20 protein-coding genes and 2 pseudogenes are annotated in these 25102 nt (G+C 54.6%); 10 read left to right on the forward strand and 12 right to left on the reverse strand.

Annotation, left to right across the window (positions count from 1 at the left end):
• Window positions 1-135 precede the first annotated feature (135 nt).
• The 3 genes from ACSQ83_RS34760 to ACSQ83_RS34770 all read right to left on the reverse strand — a co-directional run bounded on the left by ACSQ83_RS34760 (window position 136) and on the right by ACSQ83_RS34770 (window position 3431).
• On the reverse strand, window positions 136-267 hold the full coding sequence (locus ACSQ83_RS34760; protein WP_436231222.1) for a hypothetical protein: 132 nt from the start codon (window positions 265-267) through the stop codon (window positions 136-138).
• Between the two features lie 258 nt (window positions 268-525).
• The gene (locus ACSQ83_RS34765) at window positions 526-1503 is read right to left on the reverse strand and encodes a hypothetical protein (RefSeq protein ID WP_436231223.1); all 978 of its coding nucleotides are present in this window, start codon (window positions 1501-1503) and stop codon (window positions 526-528) included.
• 194 nt (window positions 1504-1697) lie between these two features.
• Window positions 1698-3431, reverse strand: a complete 1734-nt coding sequence (locus tag ACSQ83_RS34770; protein ID WP_436231224.1) for a hypothetical protein — start codon at window positions 3429-3431, stop codon at window positions 1698-1700.
• A gap of 970 nt (window positions 3432-4401) precedes the next feature.
• Here ACSQ83_RS34770 and ACSQ83_RS34775 point away from each other — a divergent pair.
• Both ACSQ83_RS34775 and ACSQ83_RS34780 read left to right on the forward strand, forming a co-directional pair.
• On the forward strand, window positions 4402-5802 hold the full coding sequence (locus ACSQ83_RS34775; protein WP_436231225.1) for a DUF1036 domain-containing protein: 1401 nt from the start codon (window positions 4402-4404) through the stop codon (window positions 5800-5802).
• A 1069-nt stretch (window positions 5803-6871) separates the two neighbouring features.
• Complete coding sequence (locus ACSQ83_RS34780) at window positions 6872-7438, forward strand: hypothetical protein (RefSeq protein ID WP_436231226.1); 567 nt, start codon at window positions 6872-6874, stop codon at window positions 7436-7438.
• 122 nt (window positions 7439-7560) lie between these two features.
• Here ACSQ83_RS34780 and ACSQ83_RS34785 read toward each other — a convergent pair whose 3' ends face one another.
• Window positions 7561-8490, reverse strand: coding sequence for a hypothetical protein (locus tag ACSQ83_RS34785; protein WP_436231227.1), 930 nt, complete (start codon window positions 8488-8490; stop codon window positions 7561-7563).
• Window positions 8491-8677: 187 nt separating this feature from the next.
• Between ACSQ83_RS34785 and ACSQ83_RS34790 the strand changes: the two genes are divergently transcribed.
• On the forward strand, window positions 8678-9394 hold the full coding sequence (locus tag ACSQ83_RS34790; RefSeq protein WP_436231228.1) for a hypothetical protein: 717 nt from the start codon (window positions 8678-8680) through the stop codon (window positions 9392-9394).
• Between the two features lie 58 nt (window positions 9395-9452).
• Complete coding sequence (locus ACSQ83_RS34795) at window positions 9453-9671, forward strand: hypothetical protein (RefSeq protein WP_436231229.1); 219 nt, start codon at window positions 9453-9455, stop codon at window positions 9669-9671.
• An 89-nt stretch (window positions 9672-9760) separates the two neighbouring features.
• On the opposite strand, the gene ACSQ83_RS34800 is transcribed toward ACSQ83_RS34795, so the two are convergent.
• Together ACSQ83_RS34800 and ACSQ83_RS34805 are read right to left on the reverse strand one after the other, a co-directional pair.
• A complete protein-coding gene (locus ACSQ83_RS34800; RefSeq protein ID WP_436231230.1) occupies window positions 9761-10720 on the reverse strand; it encodes an SOS response-associated peptidase family protein in 960 nt (319 codons plus the stop codon).
• Between the two features lie 69 nt (window positions 10721-10789).
• Window positions 10790-11092, reverse strand: a complete 303-nt coding sequence (locus ACSQ83_RS34805; RefSeq protein ID WP_436231231.1) for a hypothetical protein — start codon at window positions 11090-11092, stop codon at window positions 10790-10792.
• Window positions 11093-11418: 326 nt separating this feature from the next.
• Here ACSQ83_RS34805 and ACSQ83_RS34810 point away from each other — a divergent pair, with 326 nt between their 5' ends.
• Entirely contained in the window at window positions 11419-11709 is a 291-nt protein-coding gene (locus ACSQ83_RS34810) for a hypothetical protein (protein ID WP_436231232.1), read from the forward strand.
• Window positions 11710-11998: 289 nt separating this feature from the next.
• Here the strand turns inward: ACSQ83_RS34810 and ACSQ83_RS34815 are convergent, their stop codons facing one another.
• The 5 genes and pseudogenes from ACSQ83_RS34815 to ACSQ83_RS34835 all read right to left on the reverse strand — a co-directional run bounded on the left by ACSQ83_RS34815 (window position 11999) and on the right by ACSQ83_RS34835 (window position 16931).
• Window positions 11999-12838 (reverse strand): hypothetical protein, encoded by an 840-nt coding sequence (locus ACSQ83_RS34815; RefSeq protein WP_436231233.1) that lies wholly within the window; start codon window positions 12836-12838, stop codon window positions 11999-12001.
• Window positions 12839-13197: 359 nt separating this feature from the next.
• The gene (locus ACSQ83_RS34820) at window positions 13198-14172 is read right to left on the reverse strand and encodes a S1 family peptidase (RefSeq protein ID WP_436231234.1); all 975 of its coding nucleotides are present in this window, start codon (window positions 14170-14172) and stop codon (window positions 13198-13200) included.
• A 9-nt stretch (window positions 14173-14181) separates the two neighbouring features.
• Complete coding sequence (locus ACSQ83_RS34825; protein ID WP_436231235.1) at window positions 14182-14934, reverse strand: CHAP domain-containing protein; 753 nt, start codon at window positions 14932-14934, stop codon at window positions 14182-14184.
• A gap of 472 nt (window positions 14935-15406) precedes the next feature.
• Window positions 15407-15737, reverse strand: a pseudogene (locus tag ACSQ83_RS34830) (VRR-NUC domain-containing protein); the annotation flags it as partial.
• A 96-nt stretch (window positions 15738-15833) separates the two neighbouring features.
• Window positions 15834-16931, reverse strand: coding sequence for a hypothetical protein (locus ACSQ83_RS34835; RefSeq protein WP_436231236.1), 1098 nt, complete (start codon window positions 16929-16931; stop codon window positions 15834-15836).
• Between the two features lie 2070 nt (window positions 16932-19001).
• Between ACSQ83_RS34835 and ACSQ83_RS34840 the strand changes: the two are divergent.
• Window positions 19002-19283, forward strand: a pseudogene (locus tag ACSQ83_RS34840) (nuclease-related domain-containing protein); the annotation flags it as partial.
• A gap of 864 nt (window positions 19284-20147) precedes the next feature.
• Window positions 20148-20273: an SEC-C metal-binding domain-containing protein gene (locus ACSQ83_RS34845; protein ID WP_436231241.1), complete on the forward strand. Its 126-nt coding sequence runs from the start codon at window positions 20148-20150 to the stop codon at window positions 20271-20273.
• 12 nt (window positions 20274-20285) lie between these two features.
• Here the strand turns inward: ACSQ83_RS34845 and ACSQ83_RS34850 are convergent, their stop codons facing one another.
• Complete coding sequence (locus tag ACSQ83_RS34850) at window positions 20286-21482, reverse strand: hypothetical protein (protein WP_436231237.1); 1197 nt, start codon at window positions 21480-21482, stop codon at window positions 20286-20288.
• 408 nt (window positions 21483-21890) lie between these two features.
• Between ACSQ83_RS34850 and ACSQ83_RS34855 the strand changes: the two genes are divergently transcribed.
• The 3 genes from ACSQ83_RS34855 to mauJ all read left to right on the forward strand — a co-directional run bounded on the left by ACSQ83_RS34855 (window position 21891) and on the right by mauJ (window position 24956).
• Entirely contained in the window at window positions 21891-22634 is a 744-nt protein-coding gene (locus tag ACSQ83_RS34855) for an HNH endonuclease (RefSeq protein WP_436231238.1), read from the forward strand.
• A gap of 26 nt (window positions 22635-22660) precedes the next feature.
• Window positions 22661-23221, forward strand: a complete 561-nt coding sequence (locus ACSQ83_RS34860) for a hypothetical protein (RefSeq protein ID WP_436231239.1) — start codon at window positions 22661-22663, stop codon at window positions 23219-23221.
• Window positions 23222-23630: 409 nt separating this feature from the next.
• Window positions 23631-24956 (forward strand): methylamine utilization protein MauJ, encoded by a 1326-nt coding sequence (gene mauJ / locus ACSQ83_RS34865; protein WP_436231240.1) that lies wholly within the window; start codon window positions 23631-23633, stop codon window positions 24954-24956.
• Window positions 24957-25102 lie beyond the last annotated feature (146 nt).

Raw genomic sequence — 25102 nt, forward strand, 5'->3', positions numbered from 1 at the left:
GTTCGGCGAGTTATCGGCAAAACCGTTATTCCAACATCGACATTGGTCAGGCGGATATGGGGCGTTTTCTAGTCATTCCTAGATCGGTGATCGAGAATGACCAGTCCCGCCGAAAGCGAACGGGTCCTGCGACCCTCAACTGCCTTTTGCCTCAAAGCGGGGGCTCTGGCGAGTTGCAAACTGGAACGGCGATTCACGCGGCGTCTCGGCCTGCAACTTGCCGACCTGAGCCGACACACCCGGCCGGACCGCGTCTGCTGCGGGCATGTGACGGACTGTCGACGGCGGCGGCTTCGTGGGAGAGGACGGCAGCTATATGTATCAGCGAACCCAAGGCTTTGCCTTCCGATCGGCGCGGGCTCCGCGCTGGACCCCTTTTCTGGTTGGAACGGTCGGTGTTCATGCAATGAGAAGTTCGTTCAATGCATAGTGTTGGGGACCGGGCAGCTCGAACATACGGGTGGTCTAAGGGTGGGCGACGATGAGCATAATGGGCGCACGACTCATCTTTCGCAGACATAGCTGCTAAATGACTAGTCCTTGCGACTTTAAATCCGCGTACAGGGCGTTAAGATTTCTCGGTCTAGGAAATCCGCATTGTAAAGTCAACCTGATGAGCTCCTGGTCGCGTACCTGCGTGTTTTTACTAAGAAGTCTTGTGCTTCCATGCATTTGCTGCCAACGTTTTTTTATCAGATTTTCACCGTAAATAGATTCACTTAGTTCGCAATCCAATGTATGGATGAGTCGAAACACTACATCGCTAAGGCCGACAACGCCACGGACAGATAGATCGACGAGTTGGCCAGCCACGACTTGATTCAAAATCGGTTTTTCTTTCAAGCCGAGTGCTGTCAACGTCAATGCGTCGTACTTAGTCCACGCGTTCTCGGCTTTCTGATCGGCGATACCGCCATGATGTACAAAGTTATTTCTAACCTCTTTAAACGCGCGGTAACAGATTAGAAGTTCGTTGATCTTTGGTGCACAATTTTTTTTGCTAGCACGCATCGCTGGAGAGAAGCAAGTGTATACTACAAAGGGGTTTCCCGATTGTCTAACCTGCTGTATGCCGTAGAGGACTCCACCGGTTATATTATTTGATTGATCCCAAATCGTAGGAAATTGAAGACGTTTGTCGAGCTTATTATTTCCCGAGCCGGCAATTGACGAAGGTATTAAAAGTTCCTTAATGGCAGATTCGATCCATCCTTCAAATAATGCGCACGTTTCTGCCAAAAGCAACCGAGCAAACCATTTTTGAATTTGATTAGTGCTGTTATTATCTATTACTCTTCTAACGTTTGCCCCGCGAATTCCGCTACCTAAGACAAACCTTGCGCGAAGATCGTCATCCGTCGCATCGGGCACTTGTGTCAAATACCCTATTGTTTGCCACTGAAGATTCCAAATCGCCGCCGATGTTGGCCAAACGAAGTCAAACAGCTGAGTAAGCTGTTCAGCTGAATTTCGACTCGCTTCCAGAAATAATCGGTTTTCCATGTTTTATCTTGTTTGGTTATTGTTGCTCTAGCTATGCGACGCATTCGCTGCTATGTATGGATCGGCGGAAGCAAAACGACGATCAAGCGGTTACAGAATATTCTCATCCTCGACTGCCTTCGAGTCCTCAATCGACTTCCACTTCGACTCGCAGCAGCTAATTGGCATACATTAGCGTCTCCTGTTAATGGGATTTAGAGGCAGCCGACCATGTGCTTGATTGTCAGGTTTCCGAGCTTCGAGCCAAGCGCAGAAAAATTATCTTGGTTCTCTCTGAGGTGTAAAGCGTCATTGTAAACGACGCCTAACAAAAAACAAATGTCAGGAATATTCGCGCCCTTTGCTTGCGCGAATTCCAGCTTCGAAGTCGTCTTGTGTATTGAGAGAAATTCAAATCGGTCCGCAGCGTGGAGTAGGCTGAAGGCTCGCTCCTCAACGCGTCGGCGCACGGCACAGCAAACTGACAGCGGATCGTAGCTCTCGCTGGCAAGATATTTATCTAGATTGCGCATGCAGTGTTTTATAAACAGTGACGATTCGGCGAGTGATGACGGCAATCCAAGCGCTAAGAACTCCGCCGAGAGGTCTTTTTCATCGGTATGAAAGTGCAAAAAATACTTCGAGATTGGTTCTTCGATTGACTTATCCATCCGCTTGATAATCAGCTTTTCGACTCCCTTGTCCGCCACAATAGTTTTACTTAGATAGCAAATTTTTTGCTCACTGAACGTAAAATTTCTAAAAAATCCTGGATTCAAATGGGTCATTATTAACGGAAACAGTTGACGCCCTTCAGCTTTGAACTCCGAAATGATTTCAGTTATATAATATTGGCAAGCAACAAGATTTGCGTCGTCGAGATAGTCGAATATTTCGTCTACGATTAGGATGCATTTGTTTTTTCTAAATTTGAGCTTAGCCTTTTTCAGTTGGGCCACGAAACATATAATATCGCGTTCACCATTTGATATTTGGCTTGCCTTCGGGAATTCTACGATAAGCCCTTCTTTTGTTTCTTTGGGGGCAATATTCTTCCAAGTCCCTTTTAATGACGAGAAGGTCTGCATGTATGCAGCCTTTTCGCATCTGTAATTTGAGTATTCGACAGCCTTCTTAAAGACAGGCTTGTCTTTTGCATAAATTTCTGCGATTTGTAGCGCCGCGAGAACTCGGTCAACGTTCCTCGCCATTGCAGTTCCCGAACTATGGACCGCCTCACAAATTTGCTGTATGTATGGCACCGTCATTACTGACTGCAGGGCCGGGTCCGAAACACTAGAGAGAACGGCTTCCAACTTGCCGGAAGCCGTGTTCACTGCGTTCTTAAAAATATCAATCGTTTTTAAAAAACCCACTTGCCCTAGTTTGGAGAAATCGACATCTGCGCCGATCTTGCTCATAAGGGCGTCGTTGGTTAGCAATGTCGCAATGTTTGGGAGAACTCTTCCGTTTATGCCAAAATTTTTCTTCGCTAATGAATACGAATATGGAAATTTGGCTGCGGGTGGGATGGTTTTAATAAGGACAATTGGCTGAACTTCGATCGCAGAGGTCACCACCATAGAGCCACTTATTTTCAATTTTTTTGCTTTAGAAATCAGTTGGCTGTTGATAACATTAATGTCAAACACAGTTGCTATCTCATTCGCATCGACGTTGGCCTTCCTTTCTTGCTTGGAGCCATCATTCATCGTGTAACGTAACTTCAAGCTCGGTTCAAGAGTGTCATCTCCTATATGAAAGTTGTCTTTGTGTAGGTCAAGTCGCTTCGAATTGAGTGATGCAAAGGCGCATGTAATCGAACTTTTTCCGAAACCGTTCGGAGCGACTATGAGGGTAGGTTTGTTAGGAATGAGATCCACCTTAAAGCTACCTTGCTCGATGCCCCTGACGTTTTCGATTTCTATGCTGTCAATTCGCTTAATCACGCGACGCCTCTTATTATGATGGGAAACGAAATTCCCAATGATTAACACTTTCGCCCCTTGGAGCCAATTAAGATACCAAGTTGAATGGCGCCTAGACGTCATATTATGATACGTCAGCGGTTACAAAACGCGAGGTTGGGTAGAAAATCTATTGCATCGCAGTCCATGCATAGTTTCGATCGGGCGGTCACGGGCTTTCGAGCATGACGATGCCTTGTGTGTTCAAACAACGGCCCTCCCGTTGCTCGGTGCCACTCGCGTCGGCAATCCGCAATATTGCTGGCTTAAACCCGACCTCTTCGAATGTCGGCAAAGGCCGACGAGCCGCCACCGAGTTCGCTAGATTCAGTGACCGCTTTCGATGTGCTACCGACGCTTTAATGCCCAACCGGCGCATCAAGTGAACGTCGCTTCATGGCCGGATCTCGGAAGTTCGATGTCGCTCCCGGCCAACGGTTTGGCGTTGTGCCGAACTTCCGCAGTCGGCCATCGTCGTGTGGGTCATCTGCCTATCGACGGGCTCTGTGGACGGACGATTAGGTGCAGCATACCGCGACGGCGTGCCAAATCGGATGGCTTACGCCCCGTCTCTTGCTGAACTGGTGGGCTTTTGTTTAAAAATGATGTTGCGCGAAGGCCCGGGAGAGATTCGAGTTGAGCGGGTGGGGTGGCCGAAGGACACACCAGGCGTGATTTACTCGAACTGGCGGGCCGTTCGAGCCGCCACCCTTGTATCTCAAATCGCATCCGCTCCAAGTTAAACACCTACATCAATGCAATCCGCTACTGATTATTAATTTGTACTCTTAATCAGATATTCGTAAGTTCAATCCCGCCACGTGCGCGTCGCAACGTCTGGAAATTTCCTTGGATTGCGCATTGGTCTGGCCTAGACTCAAGCGGGTGAGGAGCATTCGATCGAAGAATAAATATAAATCGAGACTTCGACTTTGACCGAGGCGAGATGGTTATGAAAAAACTCCTGATAACACTTGCATACCTGCTCGCGGTCACTGCGTTCCCGTCAATCGCACGCGCCGGTCTATTCCTATGCAACGACACCGGTGAAAGCATCGATGTTGCAATTGGGTGGAACGAAGACGGTGTGTGGCTTTCGAAAGGCTGGTACAGCGTCCCTCCCCGTCAGTGTAGTGCACCGATTCTTGGTCCGCTAAAAAGCAAGTACTACTACTATTATGCGAACTCAGTCGGTGGAACATTGAAGTGGGACGGCGGACAGAATCCTGATCGCGGCTACTTTTGTACTAACGATGATGCCAGGTTCTTTTTTAGAAATCTCGACACGAGGTGCAATGGTCATAACTTCATTAGGCGAACAGCGGACGCCAGTAATCGGATGGTCATCACTTTGACGGAGCGACAAACGGATCCGAAGGCGGCAGCATTGAATTGCCAGAGACAAATCCAGAACGGAAGAGATGCGTTTGCGAAATGTTGGATGCGAAACATGGCGAGCGACAAGCAAGAGCGCATCCTTAAGTGTCTTGACAGGTCTCACTCCAATGCCAGTCTTGCGATATGTGCGAACAAAGATAACCTCGACCCCGACGTTTACTACGTGGCAACCTGTGCCAGCAGATACAGCGAAAACCGAAAAGGTGATGATTTCCTAATTTGCTTAAGCAGCATGAGTGCGTTCCCGGCCTCAGACGATCAGGCAAAACTCTTTCAATGTGCGGTTAATCATAACGGCGACTACGGCGCGATGGGGGCGTGCGCATTGGCTGGCAATTTAACTGAGGAGCAAAAACGTGTTTATAGCTGCGTCGCTGACAATATAAATGACTACAGGAAGGCCGGGTTGTGTGCAGCGGGTAACCAGCTGACACCGGAGGAAAGAAAAATCGCGGCCTGCGTAATGGATAACAAAGGTAGCTATACGCAAATGGCCGTTTGTTCGGTGGGCAGCAGCCTCACACCGGAGCAGCAGGTTTTCGTGAACTGCGCGATGACAACAGGTGGTCAGCCTTACGCCCTCGCTGGTTGTGTGGGGACTCAACTAACAATGAATGAGCTAGAGAAATGCATGACTGCTGGGATCGGGGGCGAAGGCTGCTTTGGAGAAAATAATACTGCCGTCAAAACTGTCACGAATGCATGGAAAGACGTGACCCAAGGCCCCGGCCCCAGCAATGACATTGTGGGACAAGACGGCGTTTTGATAAAGAAGGCTTCAGACATAGCCAATGACCTGCAAAACGGCCCCGGACCCAGTAATGACATAGTGGGTGCTGATGGATTTGTTCAGAAGAAACTTGGGGATATTGGGAACGACATCCAGAACGGCCCGGGGCCATCGAACGACCTGGTCGGCAAAGATGGTTTTGTCGGACACCTCCTTGGATGGTGAAATGGCTGCTTTGGGCGACGCGTCGTCAGGCTTTTATGCGAGCGTCTTCCTGATCACCGAGGTCGACCAGGGTCAGTACGCGATGCTGAGCAGCTCCACGTGCTTGCTACTCCTTTACCCTCGGACAGCCACTATTTCTGAAGGTCCGCTGTCTGAGCGAGTGGCCTGGGCCGCTCGAATGGCCACTTGACGGAAACGGTGAACGGAAACTTATGGCCCGGTTTCAGCGGGCCGCGCCGTGCTTCGAGGAAGATCAGCACGCGCTCCTGTACCACTTTAAGGCGTCGGCGCGGTTGGGGGTCAATTCTGTGTGGACATCAACAGCCTGCCGGCTCGAGATTCGTGCGTAAGCACCGGGCGACTCTGCAACCATTTTGAACGCACGACATGTACGTTGCGCGAAAGTGATCTGAGCCAGCGCAAGATCAACGAGTTCGCGATTTCGACCGCGGACGATCCGTCGCTATCGGAAGATGTTCAAAGCACAGCGAGCGTTGCTTCAAGACGTTCAGTTCTAGGTTCTCCATCATGAATACAAAAACAAACGTTCTGCAACGTCGTTCGAGATCACTCGGAAGCTCAGCGGGGCGATCGTCGGGCGCTGCAGCTTGACTACCCATGCCCGGATGCGTTCGGCCGCCCTCTTGTGGACGTGGAGTTCGCTGCGACGAGCCTAAACGCTCAAACAATACTTCCGTTCGCGAGTGCCGTGTCCTATCCTTCATCTGGTTACTTTCCTACAAAGATGGGGAACTGCATCAGGGAGCAGGCCCGGATGAAGCGAATCACTTTGTATGTCGGATGGGCCTTTCTCCGCATTTTCGTAGCCTCACTTGCGACGGGAGTGGCATGAACTGGAGTCACAGCGGCGCAAGCGCAAAGGTGCGCGTTGCAAAAGCCTAAGCAGATCGACCTGCCCACAATAGAGCCCGGCTTCCGAAAATTTTTCTGTAACGATGATGGCGTTAGCACCAAAGCGCGCTGCGACGCTCGCTGAAGCAACTTATCTCCGCTGATTGCAAGGCTCTCTACAGACAACGAAGTACCGCCGGTCGGCTCAGAAGCATATATGCTGGCCACCGTCGACCTTGAAATAGGTGGGAGATACGATTACAAGGAGGCAACGGTCGAACATATTGACACGCGCCGCACGCTTCCCGACTATTACCCGTGGACAGGTCGGGGTTGGGTTCAGTTCACCTACAAGGACAAGTATCAGCGCGTTACCAACGGCTTGGCGCAGATGCCGCAGTTCAAGGGCAAAGACGTCAACGTATTGGAAAACAAGGACCTCGCGCTGGACCCCGAAATCGCTTACACCATTCTCGTGAAGGGCATGACGCAGCGGTGGTTCGAAATATATCGGGTCACGGCTGGCGGCGGATGTGGCAAACCGGAGCAATGCGGCCCCGGTGTAGCGCTTGGCGACTTCGTAAACACTCAGAAGACCCACTACGCTCACGCGCGGGCTGTAATAAATGCCAACCGCAAGCCCAAGCCCTGCAATGACGTGATTTACGAAGGAAAGGGTTTCATTCCGGATCCCCACAGACTGGACAGGGCTCTCGACGGCGAGAAGGCTGCGAAGAACTTCGAGACTCTCCTATGCAAGGGCCTGGGCCTTGCCAATCAGTAAAGCCCTGTTATTAGATTTAGTTAGCTCCAAGAACCGCGTTCGCCCCTGACCGGAATACGGTCTTACATGCATCACTTGGCCTCTTCTGCTGATGATCTGGTATCCTAAATGAGAGACTTGGTCTAATCCAATGGTTGCTCTAAGGCTACGCAGGCATCAGGCTTTTCCCGCACGTAGTTTTGTATTCCTTTCAGCATTGTGTCGCAATCCGAGTTCTTCTTGTCCTCGGGATGAGGTCCTGCCAATGCGGGCTCCAGCTCTGCCTGCCCTTTGCGAATCGGGTTGAACTCGCCCTTGTTGCCACCGCTGGTGCGAAGAACGACCGCTGCATATTCCGTGGCGAAAGCAGGGCACGACTTGGTCAGTCTTTGCCAGTCGGCACCTGGCCCAGACCCAATGACATCACTTGTCGCATTCGGGCATGCTGGATTGCTACTCGCCCTTATCCTGCAAGAGAGATTGTCCTTAAACTCAGTTAGCATGCAACCAGTCCGATTTCCACTGTAGAGCCGAATTAGACCTTCTAGGGTTGGATCGGCCTTCCGGGCACCATACGACGTTTGAAATAGCCCGGCTTCCGCGCTCTCGGCCTTATCGAAGCACTGACTCACATCGCGACCTTCGCAGTACTTTCCTGAACTTTCTCTCATACCTAGTCCGAGCAAAAGCACATAGCTATGGCGCAAAGTGTCGATGCCGGAGACGCTGTTGTCCATGCCGAGTTGCCTGAAGCGTGGGTCGTAGACCGCCAGCGCGTCTGTCCTTTGGTTTGCTACATCTACGGCGCGAGAGACAACCTTCACGTCAGGGCGATTAGGTTGGCATGCGGACCTTGCGAAGACAAGCGCAACACCTTCTATATAACTTCGTTTAGCCGGGCCACGATCAGTCCAGTTTTTCGCGGCACAGAGCGAGTTTCCTGCTATCTTCTTGAGCTCGGAGATATGCACTTTTCCGGATTCTGGCGTAACTTCAGCGCTGACCGATTTGGCGGCGATCTGGACGAGGGCAGCGCAGCCAGTCAGTAGCAAGATGTTATTGAGCCGGTTCACCTTTATCTCCAGAGAGTCACAGGATCAGTTGAACAGCAACCCAGCAGGGCAACGCTATTGGATAGCAGCTTAGACAACATTCACGTGCATGTCTGCCACTCGTCTCGCCGAAGGTGTGTTATCGCACATACGAATGGGGCGGCTATCTCGGTTTAAACAGGTACTTGGCCCCGAACGGACATCTTGAATGACAACCTCAGCACAGCCCACCCCCGTCTATGAAGAGCGATATGTGCTCTTCGCTGACATGCTTGGATTTACCAACATCATCCGCGAAGGCCGGTGGACCCCGCAGCAAGTGTTGTCAGCGCTCGAAAAGGCGCGCAAGGTGACGGCACCCGACTATGCGGCCATAAGTACCACGCAGTTCTCAGACTCTATCGTGATGTCGGCGCCCGTCGACGACCTTGGCTTTCTGAATCTCGTGTTCTCCGCGTTCTTCCTGTCGATCGAGTTGGTGCAGAACGGTATCCTGATGCGCGGCGGTATCGCACGCGGTGCGATGTACCACGATGGGGATTTCGCGTTCGGTCCGGCGTTTATCGACGCCTATGAGCTTGAGAGGACCGCTCGAACACCACGCATCCTGATCGAAAAGGGCCTATTCGAATCAGCGCGTTGGCCTGACACAATGTCAGAAGAAGAGATATGCGAGGTTGGGCACGACCACTTACCGCGAGACGACGACGGGCGTCGCTATATTGATTACTTCTCGCACATCCATCAAGGCGAGTTCGATGAGGGTTTAAACGGCCTACTCCCTCACCATGCAGCGCTCGATACGATGGTCGCTCAATATTTGCGCTCACCTGAGGAGAGCATTATCAATAAGTACCGCTGGATAGCGGCGAAGCTGGCCGCCGCACGCGAACGCATGCACGCGCAGTGGGGCGAGCACGATTAATGTCGGAAACGACCCTGGCAAATCTGCAGGGTACGAAAAATATAGGAATCCTTTCTAAATGAAGATTCAAATCGTTTGTATGAGCATCGCTTTAACAGTCACCGCCCTCATTTTTTCCAGCACGGCATCTGCGTTCACGCTTTCGGCGCTTCGAGGTCCGCAAGTAGGCCCAGCGCCGGTCTGCCAGTTGCAGTTTGGATTTTCTCCGAACCGTGGTGTGATGGATCTCGTTATCAAGCTGATCGACTCGACGACTCGGGGTCAAGCCATAGGTTAGTAACACCGCAAGACCCCTCGTCGCGGCGGCAAGGTTGATTCATCACGCCCCTGCGGATAAGTCCATTCGCATCGTGCTCACGATCTAGTTCAGGCCGCCATCCGGTACTCGTAATATGGGCGGTTGCGGTCATCGAGAATGGCGTACTGCGCGGCGAGGTTCGCGGGGTCTGGATTGAGCCACGCGTCAATGTGTTCGGGCTTGATGGGGACGATGCAGCGATCATGGCCGGCAAGAGCTATTTCCTCCGGCGGATCGTCGGTAACGGCCGCGAACGACAGCAGATCAGGCTGGTCTTTCCCCTGCCAGCGCGACCACAGGCATGCAATCAGCATTTCTTGGGGTGGGGTGGGCCTGAACTCCAGGACCACGTTTTCATCTTTCTCCCCCTCAAGCGGCACGCGATTTTCGAGTCGAAATCGACTGACGTTTTCGTAGAAGGCGGTCACTAGCATCAAGCCTTGGGTATAACCGAAAAGCCCCTTCCAGAAACCCTCCAGGTTATCCCGCCGCGCGTTGTAGGTTCCGGGGTATTTCACATCGTAGATCGCGGGCTTATCTGCCGGCCGACATTGATAGCGCATTGGCTTGATGACGCGCCGACCATTCTCCATCACCATAACGGGAGCGTATTGACCGGGGAATATCCGGGAATCACGGTCTGCAGCTTCGGTTCGACGCAGGTCGTCGAGCCGGCGCAGCGTGCCGTCGATTTTGCTCGTGGCAATCCGTTTGCTTTCGATGGCCGACTTTGTGGTTTTGGTCTGGAGTATGCGCTCCGCATCTGCGAGCCGCGTGCGCTGTTTGAACAGTTGCTGTTCGAGCTTCGTCATCTGAGTCGCGTCGTACCGCTCGATCAACTCCTTGATGCGACGTTCATCTTCCGTTTCAGGAGTAATGAAGGGGGCATCCATGCCCTTGGGGACCTTCGCGCCGCTGCCCTCGGCGCGCTCCCAGTAGAGCCGGGCGAACTCCCTGACATCCATGTCGGGGCCGAACATCTTCACGTACTTGCGGTAGTCCGCCACGATCTGCGCTGAGTAGCACATGGTGCGACCTCTCATTTGGAATCGTCACCGCATGATGGAACGATCGGCCGCCTGTTGTCACTCCGCAATCTACCGGACGACCGGACGACACCACCAGTTTTGAGCGAATGCGATGGAACCGATCAGTTCCAAACCAGAAAGAACAAAGCCGCCGTGCCCCATGTGGGCAAGCCTGCAGTCGTACAGCGCAGGCAAGAGTTGCTCCCGCCCGTCGCCGGCAGCGCTCGCTCTCGCGACGTCAGAGTATCGCCCTAGCGCGTCGGAGTTTTCGTGGGCAACGATCACCTCCGCACGCACAGATTCCGCCGCACGAATTTGATACTGCTCTAACGCTTTGCCGTGAAAACGCATGGCGACGACTTGGAGATACATGGGTAGACACTGTATAAATATACAGTATAGCGCCGCGAGCGGCGTCCACACTCGACTTTATCGCTTGTTCAGGATCTGGAAATGCCCGACCAGTCCGACCCCACAACGCAATACCTTTTGGCCCAACTCGCCACGTCGGTGAGATCTGCGAAATTAAGCGTTTCGTTTTCTTGGCTATGCGGCGAACGAGAAACTTAATAACATGCACCGTCCTTTGCAGCGGCGCTGTCTCTCAGCCAAATGCTCCTCCCGCTCCGAGCGGGAGTTTTTTCAGAAGTTCGGCGAGTCCGTGGATCTCTTCGGCATGCCCATACAAGAGGTTCACCATGAAGGCGACCATCGTGCCTCACTCCCCCGTGCCAGATGGGGAATCCGAACAGATCGATCGATTCGGATTCGTCCTCGAAGCAGAGAACGGCGCCCCTCCCTACGCGGAAACAATTTCCCTGCGCACCGCTCGTGTGTTGGTCGCCCATTTAGAGGATGGCAACGCGTTTGAGGAAATGTTGCGGGCGATCGTTGCAATTGATGTGGCCAATTACGACTCCCTGATCGGCCGCCGATTCGATGATCATCTCGCGCCGTCGAAAGTCGTGCCATTTGTCCAGCAAGCCTAGCAAATTAGCATCATCAAGCGACGTCGCTCGATGTCCGATCTGCCGAACACGACAGCGTACTGATACGCCCACGCTCCGGTATCGAATGTTGGCGAGTTTCCGTAGCCTACCCACATCGGCCCTTTGACCCAGTGCGACCTTAGCGGCGGCTTCCAAGATACTACGGTCGTTCGACCATAAGCATGCATCGACCGCTCCTCGGCCTTAATAGACGTTGAGGTGGCCTGGGTTCTACCTCAGCAATGCCCTAGATTGCTGACGTAAACGACATCGAGCAGAACTGGGGCGGCTAACGGCTCGAGATTCCCATCCCGGTGCACAGCATTGTCTCGAACTTCTTCGCTGCACTGACGCCAACGGAAGATGCGTTGATATGCTCAGGCTTCGGTATGTAGCCCAGATCCTTGTACATCACGTCCATAGAGCCACCTCGGTTGGCGTTAATGACCGCGCGGGCCCGAGCGTAATCCACGAACTTGTCATTCACAAAATCACCCAATCGTATCGGTTTCTGACAACCCTTCGGGCACCCTCCCTGATCGTCGTCCCGATACACCTCGAATACTCCGTCAGTCATCCCGCCCACGAGAATCTCGTATGAGTTCTCTGGTTTCAGGACGAGGTCGGGATAGTGTAACGTGTCTAGCCCCAGCATGTCGTGCGCTCGCGAGTACTTCTCGTAGTACGTCAGTTGCGCCCAACCGCGCCCGTAGTAAGGACAGTTCTCCGGTTTCGGCTTCATGAGCTCGCAGTATTGGTCAAACTGCGTCTTGGACCCATATTCGCGTGCGGATGGGTCGTAGCCTCGAGCGCCTGTTTCCACGTAGGTCGTGCTTAGCATATAAGCGGCCGTGCCTACGGTTTGTGCGCGTGGATCGACAACCAGCTTCGATATCAATCCAGAGACCCTTAGCCACTCGACGTCGCAACTTACGGCAGGTGCGCCGGGCAACTGGTTCTTTGGCGGGACGCACAGCGTTCTCATGAAAATCGGCTTCATTACATCGAGATTCACGGCACGCGGGCGTTGGAGTGCGCATGGTGTGTCGTCGGCCGATGACAAAGGTGAGGCGAGTACGCCCGTCAGGCACAGGCCTGCCGACAGCCAGAGTGTTTTTATTGCGCGCATAGATGTCTCCTAGAGTGAGCACCAACCAAACGGACTCCTTCGTTTTCCCCGTCGGCCATTCTTGTGTGCGAATGGCGGTCGGGTTTCCTTTTCGTTTATCAGCGTCGGTAGGGAGTGCTTCGACTACGAGGGGCCGATTTCGGGAGCAGAAGGGGCGATCTCGCGTCCGTCTCGAGTGCCGGCAACGGGTCGGGAGTGTGAGTGCGTCGCTGCAGTAAGCTGCCGTCCTGTTTTCATCTAAAATTGGTACCCCTGAAGTGCCAAAGCACTGCTCTTGTGCGCCAACTTCTGTCTTCTCTGCGGGTTACACTCGATGCGTAACCCACGCACCGCTAGTTCCCGATCCTAATGAAGGCCGATCATTGCCAGAGACCGCACGCTTGGGACTGCTTGTTTATGTAAACTGGGCCGCTTTTGACCACCCCTCCGCACTTATAGGTGTAGACCTGCTCGCCCGACGGAAACTTCTTGTAACTGCTTTCATCGTGGCCAGCGGTCCCCGGGTAGAAATCAATCTCGCTGTCGGGATCGCCAGCGAGACGCGCAGCTTTTAGAATGTCACATTGCACAACAGGGTTACTGCCCCCGCTCAGTTCGCCCGTATGTGCATGCCAATCCGTCTGGCTCGTCCACCGCTCCACGCCGTTCTCTCGGGCGGGACACGTTGCGTAGCAAGAAATGTCGAACGGTATTTGCGTGTCGATCCCCGCCTGCACCCCATGCTTTTTGAGCAGCGCAATCGCGGGTGCTATAGGAATGAGATCGTTGGTCTCTGTCCCGGGCCGCCCGCCCCCTTCCACGAGTGCGACAGCAAAACCGGCCTCATTGAAGATCGGGCCACCGCTGTTGCCCGGGGCCAGAAATCCGTCAGATTTGTAAAATCCCATCGCGGAGGTTGTGTTCGCCACGGAGATGGCTGCCGGGGTCAAGCCATCGTTATTGGGGAAACCCACTGCGACCAGCCGGTCAAACTGCTTCACCGCTTCGGCACTGAGCGAGACGGAGTATCGGCAGGTTGCGGACTGCGGAAGCTGCCATAAAGCGACGTCCGCGTTCTCATCGGTGTCGCGGAACTGCAAAGGAAATTTCGTTCCGGCACGCTGGCCAATCACGGCAACCAGTTGCTGACCGGGAGCAGGCTTGAGGTGATCTGCTGTCAAGACATACCCGTCGTGAGAAACAATGAATCCAGTCCCGTGATCGGTCATGCCTCCATCGCTATTTTCGACCTCTAGATAGACGATCCCATGCGAATTGACGGACACTATTTCGGACGGAGTCACGCCAAAAGCTGCGCCGCTCGCAAGCAATAGGGCTGAGAGGAAACACTTCATCGTGTCCGCCTAAACGACTTGGATATATGCGTTTAGCCGCATCGTGCAAGGCACGCGTTTATTACCGACGGTCCTGCTTGTTGCAAAACTCCCGACAGAGAATGTTTCTTGGCAAATGATGCTCCCATGTCCACCAGAACTCATGTTGCCCCCGAGCAATAGCACACGCCCGTCGGCAGGCGGCGTTTTTACAAAAGCGACGTGCCCGAGACCCATGTCCTGTCCTGCCAAGTTGTAGCACGTGAATACTGCGAGATCGCCGACTTTAGGGTCGGTGGTACGAGCAAATGGCTTCTTGAGGAATGACTGCGAGGAGGCGTTATTGGAACGAAGCGCACCGTTTTGCCTCAGGCACCAATTAACAAAGGCTGAGCACCACGCGATCATGTCCGTAGTCCCCTTTGTATCCGTCGCGTCAAAAAAATCGACGATCAGCGGGTTCCAATTAGCCGGTGCGGGCCACTGAGATATCGATTCTGGGTCGCTTTCGTAATAGGTGGTTACGAAGTATTGCGCCACGTCGATGGCGTGAGGGCCCTTCGGCGCCTTTTGAAGCATCAAGTTGGCTTTTTTCTTTTGATCTTCTGTAGGTTTGTTATAACCAAATTGCTCGTTTTTATGGTTCTTGTCATCGGGATTGAGCAGCTCCAACGGAGGCCACGTGAGGCCTATAATCTCGCTCTCTTCATCAGATTGGGCCAATGTCGGAAAGGCCGCGACTAATGGCAGTACTGAGGTTGCAAGAAAAGTGCGTCGATTCATTATCGCGCCCCCTGCCGGTTGAAGTGGTCCCAATATAGTTCGAAGGATTTGCACAGGCAAGATTGGCGGGCGTGACGTCCGAATTATCCCGTTTTGTGTCCGAATATGGCGAGCGCTTCTCGGATCTCGTCCTCATCGGTATAAGAAGTATTTTAAATCGGTGGCAGACGGTGGTCGCCACTCTCTTTGTTGCTTTGCAAAAAACAACCCGAAATAGCACGATCAAAAAGAGGATTCGAGGCTCATGGTCTTCACCTCTTCGATCGAAAAAGAAAGCATTAAGCGCAAATTCGCGGTGTATGTCGTCATTGCCAAGGGGGAGCCCGACATAAGACTAACCGGGGGGCGCGACACTTATCTCCAAGAATATTCTTCATGAAGGCTCGTATGCCATTCTGTGCTGACCGGCTTCGATTGCCGTCGCGGTTGCGCCTTCCGGTCCGCGGCAGTGACCGGCGCTGCACCGGCGCCCTCAGGCGATCCCTGCCGCTGCGTCCGCCTCATGCGCCCACCGAACATGGACCACGCGCACCGGCATGCCGCGCTCCGCGCAGTACGCGAGCCATCGGACCTAGTTGTCCTGGAGCCGCTCGCCGGGACACTTGACCTCGATCATTTTATAGCGGCGCAGCGCGGGCCAGAAACGGATCAGATCCGGAAAGCCCGTCCCGTCGGCGCGGATGTCCCGCGTAAGGCGCACGAACCACAGCTTGAGGTGCGGCCGGAATGCAAAGCAACGCATCTTCGAGCAGTGATTCCGTCAAGAGCCGCCAGTGAACGAACGGCCACGGCACGCCCGATTTTTCCAGAAAAGTGTCGTGTATCGCGCGCCGTAGCTGTCGTTACCAAGTCTCGCGCGCGCTCATTGATGCTCGTGCGAACCGCTTTGCCACGATGACTTACATAATTTTTCCTAGCGCAGGACCTGCCGGCGCAGCCGACGGTTGCCGAGCGGTGGTGCTGCTTGCAGGTTGAGGCGCAGCTGGAGTACTTGACGACGGGGCCGGGGGGGTACCACTGACCGTGATCGAGTCGCCTGCAGTTGGTACCCCTCCAATAGTTAGCGTTATGGGCGAACTGTCGTTGGTAATAGTTGCCGTTTCCTTTGCGCTTGGCGAAGTTACGACATTGAGTTGGAATGATTTCTTCATAGCAAATGAAATGGTTCCGTTGGCGACCGGGGCCGCGCTCACGCCAGCCGACTTAAAGGTTGGATCTGCGCTAATCGCTACGGCGAGATCTTTAGCCAGTGCAGTTGGTGATGCCTGGGGAGGTGTAGGAACTTTATATGTGAAACTTATCGCTGCGGCGGCTTGGGTGCTTCCGGGTTGATTAGTTGGTGTTAGGGAGCTTGAGATCGTTCCTTCCGCCCAAGCCAACGAACACTCGTTATGATAAGCAAGGATTTTTGAGCGTTCTGCAAATACGTCAATGTTTTGCTGCTCGGTCGGATCTAAGTTGTCAAGGTACTTAAGGTACCCGTTTATATCCGTCTGATAAGTAGCCTGAATCGATTGAGAGATATGAGATATTGATAATGTATTCAGATATTCGGAACTAACGCTAGTCTTTGCAGCGCCAAAAATTGTACTGCCGGCTGACAACGAATGCGTGACAGTCAGCGGTGTGAACACAGTAGCAAGCGCAGAGGAAATCGTGCTGAGCATGTCGAGAATGAAGCTCGACCCTGCCGTTTGCGCGAATAGCGAGTTGATAAAGGTGAAGCATTTTTGTTCAGAGTCCTGAACTAGCAAATGAACGACTTGGATTTTGCTCAATCCATCAGCTGTACCTGCGACGTGGGATGCACCGCCAACGCTAGCAGCCCCGCCCGCAGCTTGAGCAGTCGAATCTGCCGGCGCGAAGGTTGCGGGCGACGGGGTGTCGGGTGCGCTCATCAACGGAGCAGCCGCGAGTTGATATCGTGGCGATATTGCGGCGCATCCTGCAATGTCTAGAATTAAACAAACATATAAACACCCTTGCACGATCTGCATGTCAGCCCCCGGTTGTCGGTTGTACTTTATCGACGGGATGAAGCGCATGAGCAATATTAGTACATTATGAACGCGTGAAAAGTTCATTTTTTGCGATTAACACTCACACCCTTGGAACTTGAATTAGATACGATGCTTATCACTTGCTCGGTATTCCTTAATTATGCGTTTAACTCGCCTCCTTGCGAATTTTGTCGCGGCGACAACCGTTGTTTGTTAGTTTCTTTCATGGTCTTGAGTTCAGGGGAAGCAAAGCCATAAAAGAATGACGGGCACGTCTCATGATCGTTTGTTGATGTCCGGGTAGCAGGCGTTTGCACCAACTACCTGAAACCTGACATCGAAGATTCCAACACCACGGTCCGTAGGCGTTGGTCAAACAGGTGCAATCGGCTGCAACAACTTGGCAGTCAGCGATAGGAGAGACTTGCCGGTTGAAGGGTGATCGACTCACTCGCGCACTCGAAATGGCGGCTTGCGCCGGCGTCGTAAGAAGCGATGATCAGAGTCGCGTACGTCGGCAACGGCAAGCAGCCGCCCTCGGAACCTGAGACGCCAGTAGCAACTTTCAGCCGCCGTTAATTATTTAGGGAATCACAATTGGTCGCGCCGATGCCACGTGAACCGCCATGGCCATGTACGAATGCGACTTTGCCTTGACAGGTTTTTGAGTTGCTGACATGACGTTTCTCCGAGTTTAGTAGACGCGTGGGGGAACGAACAGGAACGGCACTGATGTTTCCACCGCACTGATCGCATCATCCCGTTTAGCATCTGGAGGGACTCACTCCTTTGGATGGCGTAATGACAACTGAGCCTCCTGATCAAAGATCAGATATCGGTGGCTTTGGCCGACGAAGCGACATTCAAAATTGCGAATCGAATGGCCGCTTCTTGGGGGGAAGCGACGTCCCGGTGTCCGAGCGCTGGTGTCGGCGAATGACGCTTGTTGGCCGAACTGAGCCCGACGACGACTGGCTCTGATCGACCCACAGGCGACCTCCACAGACCTGAAATCGTCGCCCTGAACCTGCCGGTCGGAGTCGCACAGGCAAGCAGAGCGGTATGTCTACGCTGTGGATAGACGACACTTGCGTTTGGTAGAGAATAGGTTGCGTGCCCCATGATCGGACCGTGAGTGGCGGGTAACGACGCGATTGAATAGTTTTCCGGGAGGCATGGGTGGTGAAGACGATGCGAGCTGAGCAAGAAATCTTTGACGAGTTGGCCAGGCTCTGCGCCTCGCCCGGCTACGCGCATGCCATTGCCTATCTCTGTTCCCGCGACAACATGATCCGGTATTCGGGCGAGATGAAGGCCGAGGATATGCAGCACCTCTTTTCGAAGAGCCGGCTGATCCGCACTGAGACATCGACCCTCATCGGGCTCATGCTCAAGAGCCCGATTGACTACACGCTCCCGCAACCCCCTGTCCTTGAAAAGTACATCGAAGCTACGGAAGCGCTGCTGGAAGAGATCCACCACGCGATGGCGGCTTCGCTTTGGCTGGACATTGATCCCACCAAGATCGCCGAGGCGGGCTTCAACCCTTTAACGAGTGCCGCTGCGCTGCGCGAGCCCATCTTCTATAGCGGTGAGTCCGCGTACAGCTTTCAGTACCGCGACTTCTCACCCGCAAAGTACGCGAATGATGAACCGTGGCTCATCGCCAACAAAGGCTTCTCGATCCACGAAGCGCGCAACGTTGTGTTTGCCGTTTCCCGGTTGCAAGATGAAAAGGCTATCGCCGTCGTGCGGGCCATGCGTGGAAAGCCACAAGAGACGCGGACCTTCCTGCCCGGCAATGCATTCTCGGTGCAGGAAGTCGCCGACCACGGACAAATCGACCCGGTAATCGTCGATCGGATCCTCTCCGCCTTCGCGATCCCGCCAGGCGCAACTAACGAACAGTTCAAGGCGCTGCACGATTTCAATATCGCCAACGCCAGCCCGCTCATCCGCATGCCGGACGGCAATTTCCTGCTCTTCCACATCTATAGCCTTGTGGAAGCGCTGTATGAAGCCCCGTTCTACTGGATGGGTGCTGATAAGGCCTTTGTCAGCACCGCCATGCGGAACCGCGGCGTCTTCGTCGAGCAGTTTGCCGTTGAGCGCCTGCGGCAGGTATTCGGTGCGGAGAACGTGCTTGTCAACATCGACATCTACGAATCGAAGGACACCAAGCTCGCTGAAATCGATGTGCTGGTGCTGTTCGGCAATCGCGCCCTTGTCTTGCAGGCGAAATCTAAACGCCTGACGCTTGAGGCCCGGAGGGGCAATGATCTGCAGATCAAGGACGACTTCAAGAAGAGCATTCAGGATTCCAGCGATCAAGCCTATCGCTGCGCGAAGCTGATCGAGGAAGGCAAGTGCTCCTTCAAAGATGGCGCCGGCAACACCGTGACGCTACCGGTAAGTCTCAAGCGAATCTACATAATCTGCTTGGTCTCTGATCACTATCCGGCGTTGAGCTTTCAGGCCCGGCAATTCCTGAAGTTCACGGCGACCGACACGATTTCGCCGCCCTTCGTCATGGACGTTTTCGCACTCGACGCCATGACCGAAATGCTGAGCTCTCCGCTGCACTTCTTGAGCTATGTAGATCGCAGGACTGGGTACACCGACAAGCTGATGGCGTCACATGAGCTGACGATCTTGTCCTACCACCTGAAACAAAATCTTTGGGTGGACGGTGCGCACACCATGGTCATGTTGGACGACGATATCTCCGCCGACCTAGATCTCGCGATGTTGGTCCGGCGCGAAGGCATCCCCGGCAAGGGTACCCCCGAAGGCATCTTGACGCGGTTCAGAACGACGGCACTGGGGCGCATGGTCAAGGCAATCGAAGCCCGGCCTGATCCCGCGACTATCGACCTTGGCTTCACGCTGCTGACGCTCGGCGAGGATACTGTGCTTGAGGTCAGCGCCGGTATCGAACAGCTTGCCAAGCAGGGTATCGCTGATGGCAAGAATCATGATGTCACCGTGGGTCTGGGCAGTGGTGGCACAGGCCTCACGATTCACTGCAACGACGACCCGATTGGCGTTGCCGGTCCGGCGCTGCAAAGGCACTGCCATGCGCGGAAATACACCGAGCATGCCCAGACTTGGTTCGGGGTCTGTGTGCGGCCAAGTGATCAGGCGCTGCGCTTTGGGCTCAATCTGGACTTCCCATGGGAGCAGGACGACACCATGGACGCGCTAACGAAAAACATGGGCAAGCCGGCCAACTTGACGGCCTTGCTCCGCGTCGCCGCCAAGGCGCGGGCCAAGGTCGGTCGCAATGACCCATGCCCATGCGGCAGCGGCAAGAAGTACAAGAAGTGCTGCCTTGGCTGACGCGCACCATGGTCAAGCCGGCCACTGGGTGTTCTTGAAGTAGCCGAGTTCCGCCTGGATCAGATCTATCTTTGTGGTCTCGGCCGGATCCCAGTCCGGGATGTGCAAGTAGATGATGTCCGAGGAGTGGCCTCGCTTTCCCGCTTGCCGTCTGTCTGTGGCAATGCCAACGACCGTTTTCACTGAACTACATCGGCCGCGAACGACAAGGCACCGCAGCATCAGTTCGCGGGCACGCAGCTCGCGGTCTGCCGAATCGCCTGCTGTGAAGACGAACGCGGCTTGGCAGTCCGCGACGACAACTCTTGCTGCCACGTGTTTGGTGGTCGGCTGCAGGAACTCCAGAAAGGCATCCGAAAGGTTGGCGCGGTGACCACGGGGTTGCATCGCCATCGCGACCAGTGCGAGCTCGTTTTGCGTGACCTCCCTGCGGAACATGTCGAACATCCCATCCGTGAGGAGGTCTTCGACAAAATGCTCGATCAACCGGTCCCAAGGGTAGGAGGACTCGAGATCCCTGTTCCGTGCAAGGTAGGCAGGATGTTTGATCAGAGCTTCCCAGGTGCCTTCTTGGATCAGCGCCAGCGCCGGCTCACCCGTGTCTGGATCGAACAGGCCAAAGTCTTCGCCGTTCTGGACATAGAGCGCAAGCAGGTCCTCTGCGCCGGAGCCAACGAAGACCGGCTTGGCGCCACGTTCGAAGATGCGTTCGGCAGCCAACAGGTAGCGAACGATGTCCGTGATCGTCGTGAGTTCGCTGAAGAAGGCTTGCAAGCTGAACTCGTCAAGCAGGTGGACAAATCCGTGACCCAAATCGCCCCACTTCAGGGGGACGTTCCCTCTGCCGCCTAGGGAGACCGTGATTCGATGGAAGCGGCGATCCAACTTTGGCGCCAGCACAACCTCTCGGCCATCGCTGCGAACCACGCGATCGGCGACGCGAAGCCAACGCTCGGCACCCCAGATCTGTTGGACCGACTTGTCGATGGCGGCCTTCTGCCACCGCTCCCAACCCACGGTGTTGCCCGTGTCACGAAACTCGATTTCCTTCACAGAGATGATGATGATGTGGGGGCCGCACACCACCAAGCAGTCACACAGTTCTTTCCCGCCTTTGCCGACGGGGTTCGGGTGCGTCCACAGCCTCATGAAGCTGCGGGTGCTCAGGTCGTTGACCAGGCATTCAGAAGGTGTGAGACCTGCATTCATGGATCTGAGAGATGAGATAGCCAAGTGGCAATGGGACCTATGGTGCGGCGTCGCTGACGGCCCGCTCAATTGTCCGGCCATGCTTGATGCCCAGCCGATAAACAGACAGTCATGATAGACCGTTCACGGCCGGACCCGGTCCGACGTTGAGTCGGCGAAAAGAGACCGGGTCAACGGATCTGCTTTGGGCAGAAGTCGACCTAACTCGGTCATCCACAGCTTGCATCGGCCGTTGGCCGCAACTGAATTTGAAGCGCTCATTCAAGGACAGGCGGAAAGCCGCGCGCAGTTCGCGCGGATGACGATGTTGCGACTCGCGCGTGAATTGATCGCGGAGGCTTGAGCGCGCCAGTTCACTGACGGACGGTTTATGATTGCTAGTCAACAATCGAAAAAGGATCGGCAAACATGGCGCGCGCCACGGTTACGCAAGAAGTGTTTGCCGCAGCGTATGAGGCAGCAAGGCAGGTGCTTGCAGGCAAGGCAAAGCTGACCGATGCACAAAAGACCCTTGCGGGAGAATATGGCATTGCGGAACGCACCGCGAGCGGATACATCGGCTGCTTTCTCGCCATGCGCCGGGGCAGGACATTCAAAACCATCGTAAGCGCAGACGGGCTTCGATTCATGCTTGGCCGCATTGCCGAAGGTAGTCCCGGCGACCTGATGATCGCGCTGCAATCGGTCATGGGTCACATCACGTATCTGCATGACATAACGGGCAACGAACCGGGACTGCGCCGCGTTCATGCGGAATTCGTAGGTAGGCTTCGCGAAATGGCCGTGTTCGATGAAGCGTCCCTTCCGCTTGACGATCAGGTGACAAAGGCGCTGGCAGATACTCCCGAAGCGCGCGCGCGGCGACTCCAGCAAGCGCGGACGGTGCCGGAACAGCAAATCGTGTTGACGCGGGTCTTCAGACGCAACCCCGATGTAATCGCGGAAGTTCTTATGCTGGCGAACGGCGTGTGCCAAGGCTGCGATCAGGTCGCGCCATTCCTGCGCGCGGACGGTCGCCCGTATCTCGAAGTGCACCATCGTCAACCGCTTGCAGAAGGCGGCGCGGACGCGGTTGAAAACGCGATCGCACTGTGTCCGAACTGTCATCGGGAGCGGCACTACGGAGCAAGTCATCGCGACACGCAACGGTAATCGCAAAACCAACGCAAGGAAAAAGAATGCAGACGATAGCGTGCCTTGGCTGGGGTTCTCTCGTTTGGGATGCGCGGGAACTCCCCATTCGAAGGGGATGGTTTAACGATGGTCCGCTCGCGCCGGTCGAATTCCTGCGACAGTCGAAGGACGGGCGGATAACGCTGGTGATTGACGCAGGCGGTCAGCCTGTGCGCGTGCTGTGGGCGCTCAAGGACGCGACGAGCGTCGAAGACGCGCGCCGGGCGCTTGGTGCACGCGAAGGGATACCGGAGAAAAACTGGCCAAAGCATGTCGGGGCGTGGCAACGCTCGGACGGTGCACCGCCCGCCGCGATGCCGACGCTCAATCAGTGGACGCAGTCGTGCGGGCTAGACGGTGTTGTCTGGACAGCACTCCCGCCGAAGTTCGGCGGGCAGGACGGGTATCGCGCGAGCGCTGATGAAGTGAGCGCGCACCTGGCCGGTCTCGAAGGCCGAACGCGCGAAGTGGCCGAACAATATGTGCGCAACGCGCCCCGTCAGATTGATACTCCTTTCCGTCGACGTGTCGAAGCCTCGCTGCATTGGAGTCCGAGCGAAGATTGACAAAGCGCCTAAGCGCCTGTTCGGCGCGTGTCGAACAGGTCATTGGGAATGACAGCAAACGGAGCGTGCAAACGGCGGCTTCGGTCGAATAGTGGGCGTACCTCGTCCGTCAGGTCCCAGAGTGAAGCAGCCAATTCAGCGGTAGGTATCCCAAATCCCTGAGCGACAGGTTGTGGCCGATGTCTTCCCCACAGGCGATCGGTGGCAAGGTCGTCGACCGTTTCAGTCGTTCGGTCGCCGCTATTGCCATTGCTGTAAAGCGCTTGGGGCGGACCGCAATCTGCCGAAGCCAGGTGTGATCTGGCGGAAGGACGTGGTCCTGTCTGTTCGTGTGCGCAGGGTCGATGGATACGCGAAGACGCCTACAATTGGGCGCTGCAAAGCAAAATTCCTAAAAGGTGTATAACTCATGACCGCACCGTACATACCGCACTACTTCGGCGAGGCAGTAGAGAGAAAACTACGCAGTCGAATGGGCTGGCTGACTGCGGGTGTCGCGTCGTCGGTTCCGTGGCCCAAGGACGATGTATGGGTGCGCTATGACGGTGAAGATTACATCATTCGGGGAACTGAACAAAACGGGAAACCATCTCCCCCGTGCATCAGCGTGGCTTGCGACCGAGTCAATGTTGATGACGCACTATCCAAGGTGTACAGATTCACCTCAATCATTGGATGGTTCAATGGTGGATACGTGGATGTCAGCGGCTATACACATGGCAGTCATCCCATCTTATACGGTGACCCTCGTAACGTCTTCTCCACCATTGGCGTATTTGGGAAGAAAGCGTTTGATTGCAACCACATGCCGCTTGTGCGGGACGAAAATACACGAAAGGCACTCGCGTTCTATCGTGAAGGACGCAGGCTCCAGCATGTACATGACAGCTACGCGTTCCTCAGTTTCTACAAGGTCATTGAATCGCAGTTCGCAGATGGCAGGCAAAAGGGAGCCTGGATCGATGCGAACCTTGACGCACTGACAGACAACACGGCAGCGCGCGTTGCCGAGTTGCGGGCCAATGGTTTGGATGTCGGTATGCACCTGTTTGAAAGCGGGCGCTGCGCAGTCGCGCATGCTACCGCAGGCAAGGACATCGTAGACCCCGACATACCCAGTGACCGGCGGCGGCTGTCTGCTGACTTGGATGTGATTGCAGGATTGGCAAGGTTGTACATTCTGAAAGAATTACAGGTGCCGGACGCGCACGAGTCGTATCGTGTCCGTGATCGGCTGGAGCCGTGGTCTAACCTGATGGATTCGCGCACGCTACAGGAACTGCGCGAGGGAAAGGTGCCAGCCACTGTTGATGGACTGCAAGGTCAAAAGGTTGCCGTAGGTCTTTGGCCGGATGGTGCTGTCCCCGGATTGGAAGACATGACCATGCACGTGGATGCCATTGGGCCGGGTGTCGTGAGGGTGGTTCTATTCAATCCCAGACTGACCATCTGCCTTGTCTTCGTGCTGGATTTCAAAAACGGAAGAATTCACACACAACTTGAGGACGGTAGCATGTGTCAAACGGATAAGGTTCAGCCTGATGAGACCGATGTCCGTGCCTATGCGACGTACTTCCATCGCGTAATCGGCAACGCGGTTGCTGAGTTGGCAATCGGGGGCTTGGAACCTGTCGACTGCGAAGTGGTGATACCTGTCAACATCATCCCACAGAACCCCGACACTGCGATCGAAGAAGCCGTGGAAAGATTTAGGCAAAGCAAGGCGGGCCAGTAAAGGCGCGCCCACACTTGGCGTCATTATATTGATGATCGGGTCCGGCCTTCACTGGTGCGCGGCGGTGCGCTGGCACTTGAATGTCTGGTACCTGGACGAAGCAGCCTCTTGAATGTCCTTTCGTACGCCTTGGGCAATGGCAGAAA

Origin of the sequence: Caballeronia sp. LjRoot29 (assembly GCF_964252755.1) — a bacterium.
Lineage (GTDB): Bacteria > Pseudomonadota > Gammaproteobacteria > Burkholderiales > Burkholderiaceae > Caballeronia.

What these genes read in the sequence shown, in the direction of transcription:
- ACSQ83_RS34760 (WP_436231222.1), bottom strand. Translation starts at nt 267, where the DNA reads ATGCCCGCAGCAGACGCGGTCCGGCCGGGTGTGTCGGCTCAGGTCGGC.
- ACSQ83_RS34765 (WP_436231223.1), bottom strand. Translation starts at nt 1,503, where the DNA reads ATGGAAAACCGATTATTTCTGGAAGCGAGTCGAAATTCAGCTGAACAG.
- ACSQ83_RS34775 (WP_436231225.1), top strand. Translation starts at nt 4,402, where the DNA reads ATGAAAAAACTCCTGATAACACTTGCATACCTGCTCGCGGTCACTGCG.
- ACSQ83_RS34780 (WP_436231226.1), top strand. Translation starts at nt 6,872, where the DNA reads ATGCTGGCCACCGTCGACCTTGAAATAGGTGGGAGATACGATTACAAG.
- ACSQ83_RS34790 (WP_436231228.1), top strand. Translation starts at nt 8,678, where the DNA reads ATGACAACCTCAGCACAGCCCACCCCCGTCTATGAAGAGCGATATGTG.
- ACSQ83_RS34795 (WP_436231229.1), top strand. Translation starts at nt 9,453, where the DNA reads ATGAAGATTCAAATCGTTTGTATGAGCATCGCTTTAACAGTCACCGCC.
- ACSQ83_RS34800 (WP_436231230.1), bottom strand. Translation starts at nt 10,720, where the DNA reads ATGTGCTACTCAGCGCAGATCGTGGCGGACTACCGCAAGTACGTGAAG.
- ACSQ83_RS34805 (WP_436231231.1), bottom strand. Translation starts at nt 11,092, where the DNA reads ATGTATCTCCAAGTCGTCGCCATGCGTTTTCACGGCAAAGCGTTAGAG.
- ACSQ83_RS34810 (WP_436231232.1), top strand. Translation starts at nt 11,419, where the DNA reads ATGAAGGCGACCATCGTGCCTCACTCCCCCGTGCCAGATGGGGAATCC.
- ACSQ83_RS34815 (WP_436231233.1), bottom strand. Translation starts at nt 12,838, where the DNA reads ATGCGCGCAATAAAAACACTCTGGCTGTCGGCAGGCCTGTGCCTGACG.
- ACSQ83_RS34820 (WP_436231234.1), bottom strand. Translation starts at nt 14,172, where the DNA reads ATGAAGTGTTTCCTCTCAGCCCTATTGCTTGCGAGCGGCGCAGCTTTT.
- ACSQ83_RS34825 (WP_436231235.1), bottom strand. Translation starts at nt 14,934, where the DNA reads ATGAATCGACGCACTTTTCTTGCAACCTCAGTACTGCCATTAGTCGCG.
- ACSQ83_RS34835 (WP_436231236.1), bottom strand. Translation starts at nt 16,931, where the DNA reads ATGCAGATCGTGCAAGGGTGTTTATATGTTTGTTTAATTCTAGACATT.
- ACSQ83_RS34845 (WP_436231241.1), top strand. Translation starts at nt 20,148, where the DNA reads ATGGGCAAGCCGGCCAACTTGACGGCCTTGCTCCGCGTCGCCGCCAAG.
- ACSQ83_RS34850 (WP_436231237.1), bottom strand. Translation starts at nt 21,482, where the DNA reads ATGAATGCAGGTCTCACACCTTCTGAATGCCTGGTCAACGACCTGAGC.
- ACSQ83_RS34855 (WP_436231238.1), top strand. Translation starts at nt 21,891, where the DNA reads ATGGCGCGCGCCACGGTTACGCAAGAAGTGTTTGCCGCAGCGTATGAG.
- ACSQ83_RS34860 (WP_436231239.1), top strand. Translation starts at nt 22,661, where the DNA reads ATGCAGACGATAGCGTGCCTTGGCTGGGGTTCTCTCGTTTGGGATGCG.
- mauJ (WP_436231240.1), top strand. Translation starts at nt 23,631, where the DNA reads ATGACCGCACCGTACATACCGCACTACTTCGGCGAGGCAGTAGAGAGA.